This window comes from Pantoea sp. PNA 03-3 (assembly GCF_003201175.1).
Classification (GTDB): domain Bacteria; phylum Pseudomonadota; class Gammaproteobacteria; order Enterobacterales; family Enterobacteriaceae; genus Pantoea; species Pantoea stewartii.
Window position 1 is genome coordinate 593,113 of sequence record NZ_QICO01000003.1, and the last position, 23,337, is coordinate 616,449.

Sequence of the window (23,337 nt, forward strand, 5' to 3'; positions counted from 1 at the left end):
CAAAATAGTGCAATAAAACCGTCATATGACTAAAACGGTTCAGCGGGTGCACCGTTATGAAGCCTGCCTGCGTTGAAAGGGCAGCAATGATCAAATCTGTGAAGCTGAACAAACATTTGTTTCGCTTATGTTAACTGTGTGTCATTTTTGCGTCGTGCGACCTAGTGACGAATGGCATGGCTGTTGCTTACTCTATAGGTGTTGGAAAGCAGTTGGGTGAAATACCCCTGGGTGATGTTCCTGTTAAGCCTAATAGAGGTCAGCGCACATGTTCGATACAGACGCAATTCATAAACGTTCCTCTACTGAAAATAAAACGCGCAGCGTAGGCTTTTTGCTGGTGAATAACTTCACCATGATCGCGCTGGCAACCGCCGTTGAACCCTTACGCATGGCGAACCAGCTGAGCGGCAAGGAGCTGTACAGCTGGTATACCGTCAGTGAAGAGGGCGCGCCCGTTGTCGCCAGTGACGGGATTGCCATTACACCCGACCATTCGATGGCGAACGTGCCGGCACTGGATGTCCTGATTGTGGTCGGCGGTGTCAACATTACCCGCAGCTATTCCAGTCGACAGATTGGCTGGCTGCAAAGTCTGGCGCGCCGTAAGATCCTGATTGGTGGCATCTGTACCGGCCCGTACCTGCTGGCGGAAGCGGGGCTGCTGGATGGCTATCACTGCAGCGCCCACTGGGAATGCATAGCCTCCATGCAGGAAGCCTATCCCCGCGTGATCTGCACCAATCAGCTGTTTGTGATTGAGCAGGATCGCATGACCAGCAGTGGCGGTACTGTACCGATGGATATGATGCTGACGATGATTCAACGGCATTTTGGCCATCAGCTCACCGCCGCCATTTCAGAGATGTTTATCTGCGACCGGGTCCGCAACGAGTCCGACTACCAGCGTATTCCCCTGCGCCATGTGCTCGGCACCGCCCAGCCCAGCCTGGTCGAAGCCGTTTCCCTGATGGAGGCCAATATCGAAGAGGCCATCGATCTGGATGAACTGGCCGGATACGTGGGCCTGTCCCGGCGACAGCTTGAACGGCTGTTCCAGAAATATCTGCACTGTTCGCCCTCACGTTACTACTTAAAGCTGCGTCTGTTCCGCGCCCGTCAGTTATTAAAACAAACCTCCATGTCGATTATTGAAATTGCGCTGGCCTGCGGTTTTGTTTCCACGCCGCACTTCAGTAAATGCTATCGCGAACACCTTGGCGTGCCGCCGCGTGAAGAGCGGCGCGGCGTTCACAGCCAGGGAAGCGGCAAAACGCTGACGCAGTTTTTCATGGCCGACCTGCCCGGCCTGACTAACTGGCAGCAGGAAAGCACCGTCTCCACCTCCCTGCGTATTCTGAACGAAGCGCGGTTTGAACCCACCTTTGGCTCCGTCACGCTGCCGGGCAATCTCTGACGCCTGTCTTACCCATCACTGCGTCAGCAAAAAACAGCCTTTCGGGGCTGTTTTTTGCTTCGGGTCCCGCAACGTATTGCCGTTTTTCTGTGCCCTGATCTGCGCCAGCGGTCAGGCAAGTGACGTTTTCAGAACAATTCTGCCCGCGCGTAAACCCTATTCTGTTTTCATCAGGCCGCATCCGGTTATGACGTAAACCAGAGAGGAAGATATGAACGCGACTGAATTGCATGATTCTGCGATTGTCATTGATGGGTTGGTCATTGCGAAGTGGGACAGAGCGCTGTTTGAAGATATGCGCCGCGGCGGACTCACCGCGGCCAACTGCACGGTATCCGTGTGGGAGGGCTTCCAGAGCACGGTGAATAACATCGTCGAGATGAATCACCTGATTGCGCAAAACGCCGATCTGGTCACCAAAGTCACCACGACGCGCGATATCCGCCGCGCTAAGGACGAAGGCAAAACCGGGATTCTGCTGGGCTTCCAGAACGCCCATGCGTTTGAAGACCAGCTTGGCTATATCCAGGTGTTTAAAGAACTGGGTGTCGGTGTGGTGCAGATGGCCTATAACACGCAGAACCTGGTCGGCACCGGCTGCTATGAGCGTGACGGCGGACTCTCGGGCTACGGCCATGAAGTCGTGGCGGAAATGAACCGCGTCGGCATGCTGTGCGACCTGTCGCACGTCGGCGCGCAAACCTCGAAAGAGGTGATCCTCGCCTCGAAAAAACCGGTGTGCTACTCACACTGCCTGCCGTCAGGTCTGAAAGATCACCCGCGCAATAAATCGGATGAAGAGTTGAAGTTTATTGCCGATCACGGCGGCTTTGTTGGCGTCACCATGTTTACCCCGTTTTTAAAGAACGGTATTCACTCCACCATCGAGGATTATGTCGAAGCCATCGACTACATCTTTAACCGGGTCGGGGAAGACCAAATCGGCATTGGCACCGATTTCACCCAGGGACATGGCCAGGCATTTTTCGAATGGCTGACTCACGATAAAGGCTACGCCCGCCAGTTAACGGACTTCGGCAAGATCATCAACCCGGAGGGCATTCGTACTTTGGGCGAATTCCCGAATTTAACCGCCGCCTTGTTACGTCACGGCTTCACCGAAAAGCAGGTGCGTAAATTTATGGGCGAAAACTGGCTCAATCTGCTGGCCAATGTCTGGAACGAGTAAATCCGTTACCCATTCCTGTGAACACGTGAGGTTAAACCATGGCACATGCGCCTGAAATGCCTATCAGCGTCGATGATGAAACCGGCGTCTGGACCACCGATGCGTTACCGATGTTGTACGTACCGCGCCACTTTTTTGTGAATAACCATATGGGCATCGAAGAGGAAATCGGTGCAGAACGCTATGCCGCGATCCTCTACAAAGCGGGCTATAAATCCGCCTGGCACTGGTGTCAGAAAGAGGCCGAACTGCACGGTTTTTCGGGTGAGGCGGTGTTTGAACACTACATGAAACGCCTTTCTCAGCGCGGCTGGGGCTTTTTTACCACCGAGTCGCTGGACCTGAAGCAGGGGACCGCGCGCATCCGGCTCGATCACTCCGCGTTTGTGTATCAGTACGGCAAAGTGAACCGTAAGGTGGACTACATGTTTACCGGCTGGTTTGCCGGTGCCATGGACCAGATCGCCGAAAGCCTGGGCTACAGCGTAAGAACGCAGGCGGTGCAGACGCAGAGTGCGGCGGAAGAGGGCTGTGATTACGGCATCTTCACCGTTTCGCCGCGCTAAACACGCACGCGCCGCAGCCTGCTGCGTAAGACGCATGACCTGAAGGAACCGCTGGCTGGCGGCGGGCTATCAGAATTACGTGAAGGTGAAGCTATGTCACAGTTTGATCTGCTGTTTGAGCCATTGAAGATAAATAAACTGACTATCCGCAACCGCATTGTCAGCACGGCCCATGCCGAGGTGTACGCCACGGATGGCGGAATGACCACCGATCGCTACGTGAAATACTATGAAGAGAAAGCGAAGGGAGGATGTGGCCTCTGTATCTGCGGCGGCTCAAGCGTGGTGTCCATCGACAGTCCGCAGAGCTGGTGGAGCTCGGTCAACCTGAGCACTGATCGTATCATTCCGCACTTTCAGAATCTGGCCGATGCCGTGCATCAGCACGGCGGCAAAATCATGATTCAGATTAGCCATATGGGTCGCCGTTCACGCTGGGATGGGGAAAACTGGCCGAATCTGATGTCGCCGTCCGGTATTCGTGAACCGGTGCACCGCGCCACCTGTAAAACGATCGAGGAAGAGGAGATCTGGCGCGTCATTGGCGATTTCGCCAAAGCGGCGGTGCGGGCGAAAGCGGGCGGTCTGGATGGTGTCGAGTTATCGGCCGTGCATCAGCATATGATCGACCAGTTCTGGTCGCCGCGCGTCAATAAGCGCACGGATGAATGGGGTGGCAGCTTTGAAAAACGGATGCGTTTTGGCCTTGAAGTCCTGACTGCCGTGCGTGACGCGGTGGGGCCGGACTTTGTGGTGGGCATGCGCATCACCGGCGATGAGTTCCATCCGGACGGCCTCAGCCATGAGGACATGCGCCAGATTGCCGCGTACTACGATAAAACCGGCCTGGTCGATTATTTCGGTGTGGTCGGTTCCGGCTGTGACACCCACAACACGCTGGCTAACGTGATCCCCAACATGAGCTATCCGCCCGAGCCGTTCCTGCACCTGGCGGCAGGCATTAAAGAAGTGGTCTCGGTGCCGGTGATCCATGCGCAGAATATTAAAGATCCCAATCAGGCACAGCGCATTCTCGCCGCGGGCTATGTGGACTTTGTCGGCATGACGCGCGCCCACATCGCCGATCCGCACCTTATCGCCAAAATCAAAATGAATCAGGTAGACCAGATTCGTCAGTGCGTCGGGGCGAACTACTGTATCGACCGTCAGTATATGGGGCTGGATGTGCTGTGTATTCAGAACGCGGCCACCTCGCGCGAGTACATGGGGCTGCCGCATATCATTACCAAAACCGACGGCCCTGTGCGCAACGTCGTGGTCATCGGCGGCGGGCCTGGCGGACTGGAAGCCGCACGCGTGGCAGCCGAGCGCGGTCATAAGGTGACGCTGATCGAGCGCGCCAGTGAACTGGGCGGACAGATCACCATTGCCGCCAAAGCGCCGCAGCGCGACCAGATGGCGGGGATCACGCGCTGGTTAGCGATGGAGCTGGCGCGCCTTAACGTTAACGTTATGACTGATACGACAGCGGATACGGCGATGATCCGGGACCTGAATCCGGATGTCTGCATCCTCGCTACGGGTGGACAACCTTTCCTTGAACAAAATCCGGAATGGGGCGCAGCCGACGGGAGGGTGGTCTCCAGCTGGGACATTCTCAACGGCGTGGTGGAGCCGGGCAAAAACGTACTGGTGTACGACGCCATCTGTGAATTCTCTGGCATGTCCGCCGCCGACTTCCTGGCGGCACGCGGCGCGTTAGTCGAACTGGTCACTGGCGACATCAAACCCGGCATTGGCATCGGCGGCACGACGTTCCCAACCTACTATCGCAGCCTGTATGAAAAAGCGGTCGTGATGACCGCTGATCTGGCGCTGGAGAAAGTGTATCGCGAAGGCGAGAAGCTGGTGGCGGTGCTGGAAAATGAGTATACCGGCCAGAAAGAGGAGCGGGTGGTCGATCAGATCGTGGTCGAGAACGGCACGCGTCCTGATGAGGCGCTGTACTACGCGCTGAAAGCCGAATCGCGCAACAACGGGCAGATTGATGTAGAGGCGCTGTTTGACATCAAACCGCAGCCGGTGTTGTCGCAGCCGGGCAGCGGCATGATCCTCTGGCGCCTGGGCGACTGCGTGTCGCAACGCAATGCCCACGCCGCGATTTACGATGCACTGCGTCTGTGTAAGGACCTGTAATTCGCTGTCGTTGACGTGCAGCCCGCGCGCTGCACATCGCAGAAATTGTCTGGTAAGGGCACATCATGGTACTCGATCGGTTACTTCCCTGGTTACTGCTTGGCGCAGTGATACTCGCCCTCATCGGTATGGTCAGGCGCATGCTGCTCTGGCGGCGCGGGCAACCTGAAAAGGTGGCCCTGCTGAGCGGTTTGCTGGCCATGCCACGGCGCTATCTGGTCGATCTGCATCATGTCGTGGCACGCGATAAATACATGTCGCGCACCCATGTGGCGACCGCAGGTGGCTTTGTCCTGTCAATGTTACTGATTCTGGCGGTTCACCTCTTTCGCATCAGCAACGTACTGGTCAATGGCGTACTGGCGGCCGCGCTGGTTGTCATGTTTACAGGCGCGCTGTTTGTCTGGTATCGCCGCCGGAATCCGCCCGCCCGGCTTTCGCGTGGCCCCTGGATGCGGCTGCCGAAAAGTCTGCTGGTGTTTGCGTTCACCTTCTTTATCACCACATTGCCGATCTCGGATCGGTTTGGCGAGGCCGGACGCTGGGCGCTGGCGCTGCTTCTGCTGGCGGGCATCATCTGGGGACTGGGTGAGATGGTGTTTGGCATGGCCTGGGGCGGACCGATGAAACATGCCTTTGCGGGCGCACTGCATCTGGCTTTTCATCGCCGGCCGGAACGCTTTGGCGGCGGACGTTCAACCGGACTCAAAAGCGTCGATCTCAATGCGCCGACGCTGGGCGTCGAAAAACCGGCGGATTTTAGATGGAATCAACTGCTCGGATTTGACGCCTGCGTCCAGTGCGGTAAGTGCGAAGCAATGTGCCCGGCATTTGCGGCGGGTCAGCCGCTAAACCCAAAAAAGCTGATTCAGGACATGGTGATCGGCATGGCAGGCGGCAACGATGCCCGTTTTGCGGGCAGCCCTTATCCCGGTGTACCCGTCGGTGAGGCCTGCGGCCAGCCGCATCAACCGATCGTCGGGGGGCTGATTAAAGAAGAGACGTTATGGTCCTGCACGACCTGCCGCGCCTGCGTTGAGGAGTGCCCGATGATGATCGAGCACGTTGATGCCATTGTCGATATGCGCCGTTTTATGACGCTGGAAAAGGGGCAAACACCAGGCAAGGGCGCGGCAGTGCTGGAAAACCTCAGTCTCACTGACAACCCGAACGGCTTTAATCCGCGCAGCCGTACGCACTGGGCGGCTGACCAGAACCTGCCGCTGATGCGCGACGTGAAACAGACCGACGTGCTGTTCTGGGTATCGGACGGCGCGTTTGATATGCGCAGTCAACGTATCCTGCGCGCCTTCGTCAATATTCTTAAGGCCGCCAATGTGCGTTTTGCAGTGCTGGGCGATGAAGAACGGGACAGCGGCGACGTGGCGCGGCGGCTGGGCGATGACGCTACATTCCAGCGCCTGGCGAAAAGCAACATTGCGACGCTGCAACAGTATCGTTTTAACCGCATCGTCACCACCGATCCGCATGCCTTTCACTGTCTGAAGAATGAATATCCCGAACACTATCCGGCTGGCACGCAGCCCGACTACGAGGTGCTGCACCACACGACGTTCATCAACGAACTGGTTAAGGCACAGCTCCTGGACCTGAAGGATTACAAGGGCGGCAAGGTGACCTGGCACGATCCCTGTTATCTCGGCCGCTATAACGGTGAATATGCCGCTCCGCGCGAAGTGCTGGCGGAGCTGGGGGTCACGCTGTCTGAAATGACCCGATCCGGCTTTCGTTCCCGCTGCTGCGGTGGCGGGGGCGGTGCGCCGGTGACGGATATTCCTGGTGAACGCCGTATCGCCGATATGCGCATGGAGGATGCCAGAGAGACCGGGGCGGAACTGATCGCTGTCGGTTGCCAGCAGTGTACCGCGATGCTGGAAGGCGTTGTCGGGCCACGTCCGGCGGTAAAAGACATCGCCGAACTGGTGGCTGAGGCGCTGAGCGAACCCAAAAAACCGCTGCCCGCGAAAATCCGCGACCGCCAAATTGCTGTGGAGGTTATCTGATGGAAACGATCATACGTCGCGATCCGCGCCTTGAGTGGATCAGCCGCAACCGCCTGCATCCCGACCATGCGGAGCGGTGTCAGCCGCCGCCGGAGAGCCGCGGCCCGTCAGGGTTGCTGCGCAAAAACCCACACGTCGTAGGCTTTACCGGCCCGACTGGCCTCAGGCGCATTGACCGCGAGAACGGTAATGCCTGCGTGCAGCTCGCCAGCCGGCGTCTGGCCGGGGCTGATCATCCGGTCGAACGGCCGCTTTATCGTGTGGAGCAGCCCGATTACTGCGTGGCCGTGGTGCTCGACATGTCCGGCGGACGCCTTACCCGCCACGATCGCGATATCCTGGGCCAGGCTCATCAGCTGATCCAGCATGCTGGTGGCGCTGGCGTGGTGATGGCCGTGGTGTTTGGCGAGCATCGTGAAGGGGACTTTGCGACGGCCGGTGTGGATCGCCTGCTGCATCTCAGCGGCGAGCACTATACCGGCTACCGCCCGGAGCAGCGCATTCATGCACTGATGGCGGTTGAAAAAGAGTGGGCACCGCGTTTCTGGCTGTTCCCGGACAGCGTCGCGGGCGGCTTCGAACTTGGCTGCCGGTTTGCCGCCCGCACGGGCGAACGGCCCGCAACCCAGGTCTGGCGCGTAACCGGGGAAACCTGCATCAGCCGTGCCGCAGGCGGCAGCGCGGATATTACCCGACCGCTTGCGCGCGTGATGTTGCTGGCGGAGGAGTGCGCCGAACCGATCGACGACACCCGGCATGAGGTCTTGCCGGTCAGCATCGGGCCATTGAGTATCCGGACAAAACGTATTGAGGACTGCGGCCTGATACCGGTCGATCCGGCTGCGGTGCCGCTGGGCGAAGCGGAATTCATTCTGTCGGCAGGTAATGGCATCGGCAACTGGGAACAGTTTCATGCCACGGCCGCGCTTCTCGGGGCCACCGAAGGCGCAAGCCGTGTCGTGGTGGACAGCGGTCATATGCCGCGTTTCCGTCAGGTAGGGGCCACTGGCACCTGGGTAACGGCACGGGTTTATGTGGCGGTGGGGATCTCCGGCGCGGTACAGCATTTACAGGGCATTGCGCAGTGTGACCGGGTGATTGCCATTAATACCGACCCCGGCTGTGATATGGTCAGCCGCGCCTCGCTCAGCGTGATTGCCGACAGTGATGAGGTTCTGGCAGCGCTGGCACGGCGGGTGCGTGACTGGCGCAAAGAGGAGTTACATCATGCAGCATAATGTGCAACACAGCGGCTGCCGTATCACCGCGCTGGTGTCGGTGGGCAGGCATCCGGAATCCGGACGCGCCCGTCGGGCGGAACAGGACGCCCGCGCGGTAGAGCTTGGGCTGACGCTGGCGCAGGACACCCTGGAAGTCCTGCATGCGGGCGATCCGCATGATGCGGCGCTGCGCAGCTATGCCGGAATGGGCGTGGAGGCGCTGCGCGTGCTCGCCATGGACGAACAGGGCGACGCGGTGGCGGTATTGAGCCATTACCTTAGTCAGGATCAGCCGGACGTGATCCTGACCGGCGGCCGGTCGGAGCGGGGTGAGTCGTCCGGTATGCTGCCTTTTCTGCTGGCGGAAGCGCTGGCGATGCCGGTGGTGGTCGGCGTGGCGGAAATCGTCAGCCTGAACGGCACCGATGCCGAAGTATTACAGGCACTGCCGCGGGGACAGCGCCGGTTGCTACGCATTGCGCTGCCGTTTATCGCCAGCGTCGACATGGCCGCCTGCGCACCGCGTCAGGTCGCCTTTGGTCCGGCAAGCCGGGCGACGATTATGGCGCAGCCGGGCATTGAGGTGCGGGATGCGGCAAGAGCGGAATGGCAGATTGCCCCGGCGGTCAAACGGCCGAAGCGTCTCAAAAAGATCAAAGCCAAAACGGCTGCTGACCGCTTTAAAGCGGCAACCGCCAAATCACAGAGCGACGGCGGAAAGGTTCTGCAAAATAAACCGGTAGAGGAAATGGCGCAGGCGGTCTTTGATCTGCTGCTGGAGGAGGGAGTGATTCGCTAGGGCAACGCTGATCCTGCCTGGCTTGATCCTCGCCAGGCAGGAATATCATCAGCCTTTCACGTTTTTGAGGATGGTTTCGCTGTACCAGTCGATAAAGTTAATCACGCCGAACTCATAGGTTTCCGAATAAGGGCCCGGTTGATAGCCGACAGAGTTAATCCCACGCTGGTTTTCTTCCCCCAGAACGCGATCCTGCTCATTGGTCGCATCCCAGACGGCACGCAGTTTCTCGGGATCAAAATCTTCACCCGCCACCGCGTCTTTATGCACAAACCATTTGGTGGTGACCATCGTTTCCTGCGCCGAGAGGGGCAACACGCGGAACACAATAAAGTGATCGCTCTGCATGTGGTTCCAGGAGTTCGGCAGGTGCAGGATGCGCATGGAACCCTGATCGTGACTCAAAAAGCGCCCCATGAGTCTGGTGCAGCCTTCGCGACCATCTATGGTCATCGCCTTCGTGCCCTCTTTCAGCGGCATCCGCACGATGCGGTTACGCAGGCCAAAGCTCTGGTGGCGATGGGGAATTCCCTGTTCGTCCCAGCGTGCGGCCTGTTTATTGTAGTAATCGTGGAAGCTCTGCGGCGCGCGCGGATCGTTGGTATCGTCCCACTCCAGCAGGCTGTTCAGCAGTTCAGGATGACTTCCGGCGCAGTGATAGCACTCGCGATTATTCTCCAGCACCAGTTTCCAGTTCGCTTTTTCGTACATGTGCGATTCTGCCGCCAGTTTGGTGTTTTCCACGTCATAGGGCGCCATGTATTCGTCCAGGGTGGCCAGAAAGGCGTCAAAGTCAGACTGTGGCGTCGCATCAGCCAGACAGACAAAAATAAAGCCGCCGGCGGTTTTGCAGTGCGCCTTTTTCAGCCCGTGCTGCTTCATATCAAATGCCTGATTCATTTCCGAGCCGGCAAATAACAGATTGCCTTTCAGGTCGTAGGTCCACTGATGATAGGGACACACCAGGTTCGCTACTTTGCCACGCTCTTTTGAGCAGAGTCGGGAGCCGCGATGACGGCAGGTATTATGAAAGGCGTTAATGTTACCTTCCGCGTCCCGCAAGACCAGCACCGGGTTCTGACCCACCTCAAGGGTGAAGTAGTCCCCTTTTTTCGGGATTTCACTGCTCATTCCCGCAAACAGCCACTCTTTCTGAAAGATCGCCTCCATATCAATGCGAAACAGAGTCGGGTCGTTATAAAGCGCCTGCGGCAGCGAGTAGTTGGGCTGACGCTTTTCGAGCAAATCGCGTATGCGGTCGTTCGCATCGACAAGGCTTGTACAGGTGATATTCAGCAGATCGTTATGGCTCATAGTGATCTTCCCGCGCGGTTAAGGAGAGTGTTTTGCGCCTTTCCAGGCGTAACAGGATGCCAACCACCCAAATTTTCCGTCAGGCCAGACGTTGATACACGCGTAACGGCTAAGGGTGACGTCCATGCTGCACGGGTTACGCGCACGCGAATGTTCTGCCAGCGACATCCATCCCCTCTGTTAAAGACGTGCGCGCGAAATTTCTTAGCGGGACGGTTTTTTTAAGCATTTCCGTGTCGCGAATAACTAAATGCTGAAACAGGGTTAAACGGAAAATCAGGCTTACCGGCTCAAAAGCCTGTTGCGATGTCGCCAGTCAGACAGGCAATTGAACTCTCCACTTCTGATGGGAATGAAACGTATGTCAGACCGAAATATCACCGTACTGAATACCAATGCTTTTGAGCCTGTCACAACACAAACCTGGACCAATGGCCGCCATGCGGTGCGCTGTGTGAAGGTGATACAGGAAACCCATGACGTGAAAACCTTCTGCTTTATGGCAGAGCAGCCGGTAATGTTCTTTTTCAAACCGGGGCAGTTTGTCACGCTGGAACTGCTGATCGAGAATGAAACGGTTTTCCGCTCCTATACCATCTCCAGTTCGCCCTCTGTGCCTTACAGCTTCTCCATTTCGGTAAAACAGGTGCCGGGCGGCGTGGTCTCGAACTGGTTACATGCCACACTGCGCGAGGGCATGAATCTGGCAGTACATGGTCCGGTAGGGCAGTTCAACTGCATCGACTATCCCAGCAACAAGGTGCTGTACCTCTCTGGCGGCGTGGGCATTACGCCCATGATGTCGATGGCGCGCTGGTATTTTGATACCAATGCGGATGTGGACATGGTGTTTGTGCACAGCGCACGAACGCCGGAAGACATTATTTTCCGACGCGATCTGGAAAACATGACGGCGCGCATCCCCAATTTCAGACTGAGCATCATCTGTGAGCGGTACGAATCGGGCCAGTGCTGGTCCGGCTTCAGCGGTTTCCTCAATTTGGCGATGCTGCAAATGATTGCTGCGGATTTCAAGGACCGCGAGATTTTCTGCTGTGGCCCGACGCCGTACATGCGTGCGATTAAAACGTTGTTACAGGAAGTCGGTTATGACATGACGCGCTATCACGAAGAGTCGTTTGGTGCTACACCAGAGGTCGTGCAGGAGCAGGTCGAACAGGAGGCCGAAGAGGCCGCTGAAATGGCCGACGCGCTGTGCAGTTCAGAACTGCTTAGCGTGGCATTCACCCAAAGCGACAAGAGCGTCAGAATCGCCCCCGGCGAAACCGTGCACGCCGCCGCGGCCAAACTGGGACTGCATATTCCAAAAGCGTGCGGCATGGGTATCTGCGGCACCTGTAAGGTGAAGTGCCTGGACGGCGACGTCGAGATGAACCACAACGGCGGCATCACCGATGAGGATGTGGAAGAGGGCTACATTCTGTCGTGCTGCAGCATTCCAAAGAACAATATCATCGTTGAATTTTAATAACGATCCGCATCGCCGTCTGGCGCACGCTCAGCGCGAGCACGTTTGCTGTGCAGTGCGCAACGGTGACGCAGCCTGAACGGGGGTAAAGCGCCGTTCACCGCAGCGGATAAACAGATACAGCGCCGGTGACAGGGCTTATTCTCTTTCTTGCTGGCCGTCCTCACTCTGCATCGACGCCTCGCTCCCGCGTAAGGGCCGTCGAACGGGACATATGTCCTGCAAGCGTTCACAAAAGCGCACCAAACAAAAAGCCCGCTCAGGTTTCCCTGAGCGGGCTTTTCTCGATCTGGCTCCTCTGACTGGACTCGAACCAGTGACATACGGATTAACAGTCCGCCGTTCTACCGACTGAACTACAGAGGAATTGTTGGAACGGGGCGAATAGTAGCGGCGTCAGTACGGGATGTCAAAGCACTCTTTAACGGTTTGCGTTCAAGTGCGTGTAAAAGCAGCGCATTGGCGAAGAACTGACGCATTCGCTTGCTTTTCAAACTGCTAACAGGATCTCACTTTAAACCCATTTCCAGGTAGATGTTAGACGCATGTCAAATTTTTGTTATTTGACGATATCAAAACACTTGTTTCAGTGCTTTTATGATAAAAATTTCAAAAACGTAATTTATGGAATAAATAAACTGTTTACGGCGACAAAATGGAATGTTCTGAGATGTGTCCGCGTCGCCTGTAGCGCATGTTTATGGAAATCATGAAGATAAGAAAAGTGGTGGGGGGTGTCAGAAAAGCGTCAACGTAGTCGTCTTACCTCAAATTTTCCATTAAAAACGCCAGCGAGGCGGTATGAATGTAAAAAATATTTTTCATTCAACAGGTCAGTCGCTAGCAAGTTAACAAATAAGAAGGGTCCCTATGAACATCAAAAAAACGATTGTTGCTTCACTGTTAGCCTGCATGTTGCCCGCCGCTGCGATGGCGAAAGATATTTCCGTGGGGGTTTCGATGGCGATGTTTGACGATAACTTCCTGACCATTGTGCGTAATGCTATACAAAATGAGATGAAAAAGGATGACGTAAAAGGCCAAATTGAAGATGCCAAAGGCGATGTCGCGCAGCAACTTCAGCAGGTACAAAACTTTATTGGTCAGGGCGTCGACGCCATTATTGTTAACCCGGTGGACACCGACGCGGTGAAACCGATTATCGATCAGGCATCTAAGGCGGGTGTGGCGCTGGTGTTCGTCAACCGCAAACCCCAGGCGCAGTTGGGTGACAAGATGGCGTTTGTGGGTTCTGACTCCGAACTGGCGGGCCGTCTGCAGATGGAAGCGCTGGCAAAAGCCATGAACGGAAAAGGTAACGTGGCTATTTTGCTGGGTGATTTGGCGAACGAATCCACCCGCGAGCGCACCAAAGGGGTGGAAGCGGTCGTGGCGAAATACCCGAATATTAAAGTGGTACAAAAGCAAACGGCGAAATTTAGCCGTAACGATGCGGTGGACGTCGTGAGTAACTGGATGACCGCCGGAGACGATATCAACGCCATCGCGTCAAACAACGACGAAATGGCCATCGGTGCCATTCAGGCGCTGGGTAAAAACGATAAACATATTCTGGTCGCCGGTGTCGATGGTACCCCCGATGCGCTGCAGATGATTAAGAACGGCAAAATGGTCGCCAGCGTGTTCCAGGACGCAAAAGGACAGGGTGAAGGTGCCGTTCAAACGGCGGTTAAGCTCGTCAAAGGTGAGAAAGTGCAAAAGATCGTCGATATCCCGTTCCAGCTGATCACCAAAGACAACTACACCAAATACACCAGCATGAACCAAAAATAAACGTCCTGAACCTGTGGAACGGAGGTGATGTATGACCGCGTTTGCGCTTGAAGCCGAAGGCATCAGCAAGTTCTTTCCGGGCGTGAAGGCACTGGATAATGTGTCGTTACGTGTGCGTCCGGGAACGGTACATGCGTTGATGGGTGAAAATGGCGCGGGCAAATCCACTTTAATGAAATGCCTGATCGGGATGTACCGTCCCGATCAGGGCTCCATTAAAATTAAAGGGGAGCCAGTGCAGTTCAGGGACACCATGGATGCGTTACGTTCCGGTATTTCCATGATTCATCAGGAACTCAACCTGGTGCCGCATATGACCGTCGCAGAGAATATCTGGCTGGGACGGGAGCCGGTGAAGTTTGGTTTTGTCGATCACGCCCGACTGAATGAAGAAACCCAGCAGTTGTTAAGCCGCCTGAACATCAGACTGAAAGCCGATCGGCTGGTGGGCGAACTCAGTATTGCGTCACAGCAGATGGTGGAGATCGCCAAAGCGGTGTCCTGGAACTCGGACATTGTGATCATGGACGAGCCTACCTCCGCCCTGACGGAAACCGAGGTCGCCCATCTGTTTACCATCATTCGTGATCTGCGCGAGCAGGGCAAAGCCATCGTTTATATCAGTCACAAAATGGATGAGATCTTCGCCATTACGGATGAAATCAGCGTGTTCCGCGATGGCAGCTGGGTGGGCAGCGACAGTACCAGCGCATTCACGCGTCAGTCGCTGATTACCAAAATGGTCGGACGTGAGCTGACGCAGCTGTTCCCGAAATTCAATAATGCGATTGGGGAAGAGGTGCTCACCGTTCGTCACCTGAGTTGTCAGGACCGCTTTTCCGACGTCAGCTTTGGCGTGCGCCGTGGGGAAATTCTCGGTGTGGCGGGTCTGGTCGGTGCCGGACGCAGTGAAGTGATGGAAAGCCTGTTTGGCATGGTGCCTTTCGACAGCGGCGAAATCCTGATTGATGGTGTGCCGGTCGCTATTGATTCGCCGTCGGTCGCCATCGAAAAAGGAATGGCGTTTCTGACAGAAGATCGCAAGAAGTCCGGGTTGTTTTTGGTATTGTCGGTGTTAGAGAACATGAGCATCGTCAACATGCCTGAATACAGCGGTAAAGGCGGTTTTGTCAGTCATGTGAAAATGGCTCAGGACTGCATGGATCAGATCCGCCGTCTGAATATCAAAACCCCCACCATGGACCAAATCATTAATAACCTGAGCGGAGGGAATCAGCAGAAAGTCCTGATTGCCCGCTGGCTGCTGGCTCAACCCAAAATCCTGATTCTTGATGAGCCGACCCGTGGAATTGACGTCGGGGCGAAAGCAGAGATTTACCGTTTGATCAGTGAACTGGCCAACCGTGGAGTTGCCATCATTATGGTGTCGTCAGAGCTGCCGGAAATTCTGGGCATGAGTGACCGTATCATGGTGATGCATGGTGGGCGCATTACCGGCATCCTCGATAAAGACGAGGCCGATCAGGAAACTATTTTGTCGTTAGCATCCGAATGAGGCGCGAAACCACGATGAGTAATATGAAAGCAACGGCCACGCAGGCTCCTCAGCATCAACCCTCTTTTTTTGCGCATTTACGTCAGAAACTGCCAAAAGATACCGGCATTTTTGTCGTGATGGTCGGCATTGCGTTGATTTTCGAAATGTTTGGCTGGTATGTGCGCGATCAGTCCTTTTTGATGAACACCAATCGTCTGATACTTATCGTCCTGCAGGTTGCCATTATCGGCATCATTGCTGTGGGCGTGACTCAGGTCATTATTACCACCGGTATCGATCTGTCCTCCGGGTCGGTTATCGCGCTCACTGCCGTGGTAGCCGCCAGTCTGGCGCAAACTTCAGATACGCTGACCCCGATGTTTCCGTCACTGGTGAACATGCCCGCGGTGGTGCCGATTGGGGCCGGCATTGGGGTAGGGTTATTGTGCGGTCTGATTAACGGCGTATTAATTACCCGTACCGGTATTCCCCCGTTTATTGCCACGCTGGGCATGATGGTGTCGGCCCGTGGACTGGCACAGTATTACACCCAGGGTAACCCTATCAGTTTCCTCTCTGACGGGTTCACCTCGATTGGCCAGGGCGCAATGCCGGTCATTATCTTCCTGGTGGTTGCGCTGGTGTTCCACATCGCACTGAAACATACCCGCTACGGCAAATACGTGTACGCCATCGGCGGTAATATGACCTCGGCCAAAGTGTCCGGTATCAACGTCAATAAATACCTGATTATTGTCTATACCATCGCAGGCGCGTTGTCCGGCCTGGCGGGCGTGGTACTGGCGGCGCGCGTCAGTAGCGGCCAGTCTAGCATGGGCGTGGGCTATGAGCTGGATGCGATTGCCGCGGCGGTTATCGGCGGCAGCAGCCTGATGGGCGGCGTAGGGCGCATTACCGGCACGCTGATAGGCGCGGTGATACTGGGACTGATTAAAAGCGGCTTTACGTTTGTCGGGGTAGATGCGTACATCCAGGATATCATCAAAGGCATCATCATCGTCGCCGCAGTGACCATCGATATGCGACGCAACCGTGCCAAACGCTGAATACGCTGCCGCCCTGGCGCTGTAACGGCGCTGGCGGCAGGCGCTTATCCCGGTCACATCGTTCACCCTGCGCCCGGGACTAAGCGCCACCGCCGCCTTGCTACATCACAAATGCGTTTGCGTCGTCCCCTTTCGCGATCCTGTTAAAAGAAAAAACAGGGTAGTAAACGTTTCGGTTATTCCTTTTAACTAATGCGTCTTTGCACGTCTGCCGGGCCGTGATAACGCCGCCCCGGCGGTCTGCTAAACCTGTTACGTTTCCCGCCTTTTACGGATAAACCCTGCCCCGGAGAGGTGGGGGGATTTCCCGGTCATCAAGCCTCATCCTCGATGAAGATTGCCTGTTAACCATCCCTGCACGCTGGTCTGTCATGTTGCGCACTATTGCGGTGCAGGGCGACATGAATGGGAAAAGCAGGTCTGGCAGTCGTCCAGGATTACCTCTTTAGAGGTAACAGGAAACGCTTTTTTATCCGACTGTTAGAAAAATTTTCAAAGATATTTTGCAAACTGAATAAACCTGGTCTGCATCTTGCAATTCCCTCTTATGCAGGCTGGTGAGTAGCGACCAGCCAGACACCTTGACGTAGCGACGGAGGCAAGATGAACTTAAGACGGCTGAAATACTTTGTGAAAATCGTCGATATCGGTAGCCTGACACAGGCAGCAGAAGTGCTGCATATTGCTCAGCCTGCATTGAGCCAGCAGGTTGCTACGCTGGAAGGCGAGCTGGAACAGCAGCTTCTGAACCGGACCAAACGCGGCGTCACACCGACCGAAGCCGGTAAACTGCTTTACAGCCATGCACGTGTCATTCTGCGGCAGTGTGAGCTGGCCCAGTCTGCGGTGATGAATGCCGGTCAGGTGGTGGAGGGGCAGGTGTCAATCGGTCTGGCACCGGGCACGGCGGCATCCGCGTTAACTATGCCGCTTCTGCAAACCGTACGGGAACAGTACCCGGATATCATGATTTACCTGCATGAAAACAGCAGCAGTGCGTTGAATGACAACATCATCAGCGGGCAACTGGATATGGCGGTGCTGTATGACCGCGCCCCCACGGCGGGCATCAACAGCGTGCCCCTGCTGAAAGAAGATCTCTATCTGGTCGGCGCAACCGCCTGCCCTGGCGCCAACGTCGATCTGGCCGAGGTAGCCCAGATGAGCCTGTTTCTGCCGCGTGATTACAGCGCCGTGCGCCAGCGGGTTGATGAGGCTTTCTCACTGCGCCGCCTGAGCGCGCGCATTATTGGCGAGATCGAATCGCTTTCGACGCTCACCGCCGCAATATCCAGCGGGATGGGCGTGACCGTGTTGCCTGAATCGGCGGCCAGAGCGCTGGTTGGTTCAACCCAGGCCTGGATGGCGCGGATCACCAGCCCGACCATCAGCCTGCCCCTGTCACTGAATCTTTCACACCGCTTGCCGTTATCGCCACCCGCACAGGCCGTTAAAAATATTCTGCTGTCGCTGCTCAACAAGCCACTGACTGAAAAACGCGAACTCACGCTGGTCAGCTAAACACAGCGTTCTGTTTATCCCTCTCAAGCAGGGCGCGTAAAACCGCGCCGCTGCCTTTTCTCCTCTTCCAGGCTGTCCTCTCTGTGCGTCCTGCCGCCTTCTATATGCTTCAAACGCATAAATAAATCTTTTTTATTATTTCAGGTTATCGATAAGCGTTTTTATTATCGAATGATCAGATTGCGTAAAGAGAGGTAAATATTTTGAATTTCCAGCAACTTAAAATTATTCGCGAAGCCGCGCGGCGGGAGTTCAACCTCACGGAGGTCGCCAGCACGCTGTTTACCTCGCAATCAGGCGTCAGCCGTCATATTCGCGATCTGGAGGATGAGCTTGGCGTCGAAATCTTTGTCCGCCGTGGCAAGCGCCTGCTTGGTATGACGGAGCCGGGCAAGGCGCTGCTTACCATCGCCGAACGCATTCTTGATGAAGCCGGTAAAGTGCGTCGCCTGGCCGATGTCTTCACGAACGAATCCAGCGGCATTCTCTCTATCGCCACCACACACACGCAGGCCCGGTACAGCCTGCCGCCGGTCATCAAGTCCTTTCGCCAGCTTTATCCTAATGTCCGGCTTGAACTTAATCAGGGATCGCCGCAGGAAATTGTGAATATGCTACTGGCCGGTGAGGTGGATGTCGGGATTGCCAGTGAAATGCTGGCGAATAATAACAGCCTGGCCGCGTTTCCCTGGTTCAGCTGGCATCATGCACTGCTGGTTCCGCGCGATCATGAACTGGCACAACAGCAGCCGGTCTCACTGAATGCTCTCAGTCAGCATCCGTTAATTACCTACCGGCAGGGCATTACCGGCCGCTCCCGGGTGGACAGCGCGTTTCAGCGCGCCGGCTTAAAGCCGGATATCGTGCTCAGCGCTCAGGATTCCGATGTGGTGCGCACCTATGTCAAACTCGGGCTGGGCGTCGGTATTCTGGCCGATCAGGCCTGTGAAAAGGAGCCGGGCGGAGAGCTGGTCCGGCTGGATGCCACTCACCTGTTCGACGCCAACACCGTCTGGCTGGGCCTGAAACGGGGACAACTGCAGCGCAATTACGTCTGGCAGTTCCTTGAGCTGTGCAACGCGAATCTGTCGCTTGAAGAGATTAAAGCGCAGGCGCTCTCTACGGCAGGCGATGATGAGCCCGTAATCGACTTTCAAATCTGACTCCGCGTTGCGCCCTGACGGCATAAAATTTTTTTTCGGCCGTCATTCGCCATAGCGAACGCTTTCTGGCTGCCAATAACAACATCCTGCGCTTCCCCCAACCGATAAAGTGAAGAGAACTGAAAAAGGGGGATGCGATGTCACGTATACAACTGAAAGATCACACACTACTGCGCCAGCAGGCGCTGTTTGCCGGTGAATGGCAACACGGTTATCAGGGCGCAACGCTCGCCGTTAACGATCCGGCTACGGGCGAAACGCTGGCTAGCGTACCGGCGTTAGGTCGCCAGGAAACGGAGGCGGCGATTGCCTGTGCCGAATCGGTCCGCCATGCATGGGCGGCAACCCCCAATGCCACCCGTGCGGCGCTGTTGGAAAAATGGCATCAGCTTATTCTTGATAACGCTGACGATCTGGCCATCATCATGACGGCCGAACAGGGTAAGCCGCTGGCGGAGGCGCGCGGTGAAGTGCTCTACGGTGCCAGTTTTGTGAAATGGTTTGCGGAAGAAGCGCGTCGGATTTATGGCGACACCATTCCCGCCCCAACGACCGACCGGCGCATTATTGTCCTGAAACAACCGGTTGGCGTCGCGGCAGCGATTACGCCCTGGAATTTCCCCATCGCAATGATTACCCGCAAAGTCGCACCGGCACTGGCGGCAGGCTGCCCGATTATCGTTAAACCGTCTGACCTGACGCCGCTGTCTGCACTGGCACTGGCCGTGCTGGCCGAGCGCGCGGGTTTCCCGGCAGGCGTTTTACAGGTGCTCACCGGCATGCCGACAGACATCGGCGCCGCGCTGACCGAAAGCCGTCTGGTGCGTAAAATCTCGTTCACCGGCTCAACGCGCGTGGGCCAGCTGCTGATGAAGCAGTGCGCTGACAGCATTAAACGCCTGAGTCTGGAGCTGGGCGGCAACGCGCCGCTTATTGTCTTTGACGACGCGGATATCGAGATTGCCGTCGCAGGCGTGATGACCAGCAAATTCCGTAATGCGGGACAAACCTGTGTGTGTGCCAACCGTATTCTGGTGCAGCGTAACATCTATGAACGCTTTGCCGCCCGACTGCTGGACGCGGTGGCGACCCTGAAGGTCGGGGATGGTTTTGCCCCTGGCAGCACTATCGGGCCGTTGATCAATACCTCCGCGGTGGAGAAGGTCAACGGGCACATTGATGATGCGCTGCAAAAAGGCGCAACGCTGTTGACCGGTGGCATCAGCGACGGACCCGGTACGTGGGTGCAGCCCACCGTGCTGGGACAGGTCACGAGTGAGATGCGCATCGCGCAGGAAGAAACCTTTGGACCGGTGGCTCCGCTGTTTATCTTTGATGATGAAGAACAGGCGCTGGCGATGGCAAATGACACACCCTTTGGCCTCGGCGCTTACTTCTTTACTGAAAATATTCGTCGAGCCTGGCGCGTGGCGGAAGCGCTGGAGTTTGGCATGGTCGGTTTTAATACCGGCGTCATTTCGCTGGAAGTCGCGCCGTTTGGCGGCGTGAAATTATCCGGGATAGGTCGCGAAGGGTCACGATATGGCATTGACGAATATCTGGAGCAAAAAACATTTCACATGGGCAGCCTGTAATTTAACTTTTAATTTCTGATATTCCTCGCCAGCATGAACGTTATGCTGGCGTTTTTTTTGTGCGCCAGATCGACGTTTTATCGGTATTCTCCTTTTTAGTGCAAGTTTCATGCGCATTGCACCAAAGCAATGCGGCTTTTTTGTGAAGTAAATCATCTGTTTAACCCTTCGGCAATTCCGCAATAAATCCTTCACGAATACGGCACAAAAATTTTTTTGGGCGGTTTTAAACGCATTTTTATTTTTTTAACGGCTGGCATACTTTCTGCATTACCTAATAAAGCGTGCCGAAAAGCATTGCCAGAAATTAATTCATCCAGCGTGTGATGGGTGTAACAAATAAGGATTCTTTCATGTTGAGTTTCGACCCGGAAAGCGTGCAACTCCCGCCTGGTCACTATATTGGCGGAAAACATGTACAGACACAGGGCGACGCTTTTGCCGTTAAACGCCCGTCTGATGGCAAGGTGTTTGCCACGCTGCGCGAAGCCCAGGCAGAGGATGTTGACCATGCCGTCATGACGGCACATCAGGCATTGAAAACCAGCGGCTGGTCAGGATGTGCACCGCGTGAACGTGGCCGGGTATTGCGCCGCTGGGCAGACTTAATCGAACAGGATCCCCTGCTGGCGCAGCTTGAAGCCCTTGGCTCAACCCGTCCGATTACCGATGTCGTGCAACATGAAATTCCCTTTACTGCCGAAGCCATTCGCTTCTATGCCGAGTGCGCCGACAAATACAGCGGCGATCTGTTTCCGACACGCGACAGTAGCCTGGGCATGTTGATTGCGGAGCCCTATGGCGTTATCGGGGCGATCACGCCGTGGAACTTCCCGCTGTCGATGGCTTCATGGAAATGCGGACCTGCGCTGGCCGCAGGCAATGCGGTAGTGCTAAAACCCTCAGAGCTGACGCCGCTGTCCACCGTGCGTATGGCCGAGCTGGCGGTACAGGCCGGGTTACCGGCGGGCATTCTGAATATTGTGCAGGGCAGCGGTGCGGTGACCGGCAGCGCCCTGGTCAGGCATCCCCTGGTGCGCAAAGTCTCCTTTACCGGCTCCACTGTGACAGGCGCGCGCATTATGAGTGATGCGGCCCAGTTTGGCATGAAGCCCGTCACGCTGGAGTTAGGCGGCAAAAGCCCCCAACTGGTGTTTGATGATGCGGGCGAGATTGAGGTGCTGGCACAACGTATTCTGCGTGGCTTTACCGCCAACGGCGGCCAGGCCTGCGTTGCCGGGACGCGCCTGATTGTGCAGCGCGGTATTGCCGATGCGCTGACGGAACGGCTGGCGGCGCTGTGTCGTGAGGTCCGGCCTGGCGTGACCTGGCAGGAGACCAGCCGCTATGCCCCGCTGATTGATGCGCGTCAGGGCAACAAAGTGCAGTCCGTGATTGAGGCGGCGAAAGCCCAGGGCGCAGACGTGCTGGTGGGCGGTGACCGCTTCGCGGATACCGACGGGGGCTGGTTCTGGCAACCTACGCTGCTGACGCAGGTGAAACAGGATAATCCGGCAGTGCAGCAGGAAATCTTCGGGCCTGTGCTGACAATTCAGACGTTCGACAGCGAAGACGAAGGGCTGGCGCTGGCGGCACATGAGACCTATGGCCTGTGCGCCGGGGTACACACGCTGAGCCTGCCACGTGCGATGCGTGCGATACGGGGAATCGCTTCCGGCACGGTATGGGTCAACCGCTACGGGCGGTCCGGCGATTTCATTATTCCTACCGGAGGTTTCATGGGGTCCGGTATCGGCAAAGATTTGGGTCGTCAGGCGTTCCAAGCCTGCCAGCGCCAGAAAAGCGTCCTTATCGATTTTTAAGCACCTAACCAGACAATAACGAGGTTAATGTAATGGCACTGTTTAAACCCAAATTCATCACGTTTGATTGCTATGGCACGCTGATCTTTTTTGATATGGCCGGTGCGGCAAAACGCTGTTTTCACGATCGCGTTGACGCGAAAGACATGGCGGCCTTTGTGACCGACTTTTCCAGCTACCGCCTGGACGAAGTGCTGGGCGCGTGGAAACCCTATTACGATGTGGTCAGCAATGCGATTCAGCGCACCTGTAAAAAGTGGGGCGTGACATGGACGCAGGCTGACAGCGATTACATTTACACCGACTGCGCCACCTGGGGACCACATCAGGATGTGCCTGCCGGGTTAGCTAAAGTGGCGGAAGCCTTCCCGTTGGTGCTGCTGACCAATTCAATGAAGGATCTGATTCCGCACCATATTCCTCGTCTGGGTGCGCCCATCCACATGACGATTACCGCAGAAGAAGCGGGCGCGTATAAACCGCAGATGAAAGGCTTTGAATACATGCTGGAGAAACTGGACTGCCGTCCGGATGAAATTCTGCATGTCTCCTCCAGTTTCCGCTATGACCTGATGACGGCGCACGATCTTGGCATTAAACACAAGGTCTGGGTCAACCGTGGCCACGAACCGGCTAACCCCTATTACCAATACACCGAAATCAAAGACATTGGCGGCCTGCCCGGCGTCGTGGGTCTGTGA

The 23,337-nt window shown here is 56.1% G+C and carries 17 protein-coding genes and 1 tRNA gene; 16 read left to right on the forward strand and 2 right to left on the reverse strand.

The window, feature by feature from the left end; translation table 11 throughout:
* Nucleotides 1-268 precede the first annotated feature (268 nt).
* From C7433_RS12490 to C7433_RS12520, 7 genes are all read left to right on the forward strand, one after another.
* Nucleotides 269-1,417 carry a GlxA family transcriptional regulator gene (locus C7433_RS12490; protein ID WP_033740379.1) on the forward strand — a complete coding sequence of 383 codons (1,149 nt, stop codon included), beginning with the start codon at nucleotides 269-271 and terminating at the stop codon, nucleotides 1,415-1,417.
* A gap of 211 nt (nucleotides 1,418-1,628) precedes the next feature.
* Nucleotides 1,629-2,606 carry a dipeptidase gene (locus tag C7433_RS12495; protein ID WP_033740378.1) on the forward strand — a complete coding sequence of 326 codons (978 nt, stop codon included), beginning with the start codon at nucleotides 1,629-1,631 and terminating at the stop codon, nucleotides 2,604-2,606.
* Nucleotides 2,607-2,644: 38 nt separating this feature from the next.
* Nucleotides 2,645-3,172, forward strand: a complete 528-nt coding sequence (locus tag C7433_RS12500; protein WP_033740376.1) for a DUF5943 domain-containing protein — start codon at nucleotides 2,645-2,647, stop codon at nucleotides 3,170-3,172.
* Between the two features lie 93 nt (nucleotides 3,173-3,265).
* Nucleotides 3,266-5,329, forward strand: a complete 2,064-nt coding sequence (dgcA, locus tag C7433_RS12505) for a dimethylglycine demethylation protein DgcA (protein ID WP_039338060.1) — start codon at nucleotides 3,266-3,268, stop codon at nucleotides 5,327-5,329.
* A 65-nt stretch (nucleotides 5,330-5,394) separates the two neighbouring features.
* Complete coding sequence (locus C7433_RS12510) at nucleotides 5,395-7,353, forward strand: (Fe-S)-binding protein (protein ID WP_110268281.1); 1,959 nt, start codon at nucleotides 5,395-5,397, stop codon at nucleotides 7,351-7,353.
* Complete coding sequence (locus tag C7433_RS12515) at nucleotides 7,353-8,591, forward strand: electron transfer flavoprotein subunit alpha/FixB family protein (protein WP_110268282.1); 1,239 nt, start codon at nucleotides 7,353-7,355, stop codon at nucleotides 8,589-8,591. Before C7433_RS12510 ends, C7433_RS12515 begins: the two co-directional genes overlap by 1 nt.
* Nucleotides 8,581-9,372, forward strand: coding sequence for an electron transfer flavoprotein subunit beta (locus C7433_RS12520; RefSeq protein ID WP_033740372.1), 792 nt, complete (start codon nucleotides 8,581-8,583; stop codon nucleotides 9,370-9,372). The genes C7433_RS12515 and C7433_RS12520 overlap by 11 nt, the downstream gene beginning before the upstream one ends.
* 48 nt (nucleotides 9,373-9,420) lie before the next feature.
* Here the strand turns inward: C7433_RS12520 and C7433_RS12525 are convergent, their stop codons facing one another.
* On the reverse strand, nucleotides 9,421-10,686 hold the full coding sequence (locus C7433_RS12525; protein ID WP_110268283.1) for an aromatic ring-hydroxylating dioxygenase subunit alpha: 1,266 nt from the start codon (nucleotides 10,684-10,686) through the stop codon (nucleotides 9,421-9,423).
* 361 nt (nucleotides 10,687-11,047) lie between these two features.
* Between C7433_RS12525 and C7433_RS12530 the strand changes: the two genes are divergently transcribed.
* On the forward strand, nucleotides 11,048-12,175 hold the full coding sequence (locus C7433_RS12530) for a hybrid-cluster NAD(P)-dependent oxidoreductase (protein ID WP_110268332.1): 1,128 nt from the start codon (nucleotides 11,048-11,050) through the stop codon (nucleotides 12,173-12,175).
* Between the two features lie 290 nt (nucleotides 12,176-12,465).
* Here the strand turns inward: C7433_RS12530 and C7433_RS12535 are convergent.
* Nucleotides 12,466-12,541: transfer RNA gene (locus C7433_RS12535), tRNA-Asn, on the reverse strand.
* A 504-nt stretch (nucleotides 12,542-13,045) separates the two neighbouring features.
* On the opposite strand from C7433_RS12535, the gene C7433_RS12540 reads away from it, so the two are divergent.
* The 8 genes from C7433_RS12540 (at nucleotide 13,046) to C7433_RS12575 (ending at nucleotide 23,337) form a co-directional block, all read left to right on the forward strand.
* On the forward strand, nucleotides 13,046-13,969 hold the full coding sequence (locus tag C7433_RS12540) for a sugar ABC transporter substrate-binding protein (RefSeq protein ID WP_033740368.1): 924 nt from the start codon (nucleotides 13,046-13,048) through the stop codon (nucleotides 13,967-13,969).
* Nucleotides 13,970-14,000: 31 nt separating this feature from the next.
* Nucleotides 14,001-15,485 (forward strand): sugar ABC transporter ATP-binding protein, encoded by a 1,485-nt coding sequence (locus C7433_RS12545; protein ID WP_033740365.1) that lies wholly within the window; start codon nucleotides 14,001-14,003, stop codon nucleotides 15,483-15,485.
* Between the two features lie 23 nt (nucleotides 15,486-15,508).
* The gene (locus C7433_RS12550) at nucleotides 15,509-16,534 is read left to right on the forward strand and encodes an ABC transporter permease (RefSeq protein ID WP_369974382.1); all 1,026 of its coding nucleotides are present in this window, start codon (nucleotides 15,509-15,511) and stop codon (nucleotides 16,532-16,534) included.
* Nucleotides 16,535-17,137: 603 nt separating this feature from the next.
* Nucleotides 17,138-18,055 (forward strand): nitrogen assimilation transcriptional regulator NAC, encoded by a 918-nt coding sequence (gene nac, locus C7433_RS12555; protein ID WP_006119661.1) that lies wholly within the window; start codon nucleotides 17,138-17,140, stop codon nucleotides 18,053-18,055.
* A gap of 203 nt (nucleotides 18,056-18,258) precedes the next feature.
* On the forward strand, nucleotides 18,259-19,218 hold the full coding sequence (gene cbl / locus C7433_RS12560) for an HTH-type transcriptional regulator Cbl (protein ID WP_006119660.1): 960 nt from the start codon (nucleotides 18,259-18,261) through the stop codon (nucleotides 19,216-19,218).
* A 137-nt stretch (nucleotides 19,219-19,355) separates the two neighbouring features.
* Complete coding sequence (locus tag C7433_RS12565) at nucleotides 19,356-20,813, forward strand: NAD-dependent succinate-semialdehyde dehydrogenase (RefSeq protein WP_110268284.1); 1,458 nt, start codon at nucleotides 19,356-19,358, stop codon at nucleotides 20,811-20,813.
* Between the two features lie 353 nt (nucleotides 20,814-21,166).
* Nucleotides 21,167-22,636, forward strand: a complete 1,470-nt coding sequence (locus C7433_RS12570; protein ID WP_110268285.1) for an aldehyde dehydrogenase — start codon at nucleotides 21,167-21,169, stop codon at nucleotides 22,634-22,636.
* 32 nt (nucleotides 22,637-22,668) lie between these two features.
* Entirely contained in the window at nucleotides 22,669-23,337 is a 669-nt protein-coding gene (locus tag C7433_RS12575) for a haloacid dehalogenase type II (protein WP_110268286.1), read from the forward strand.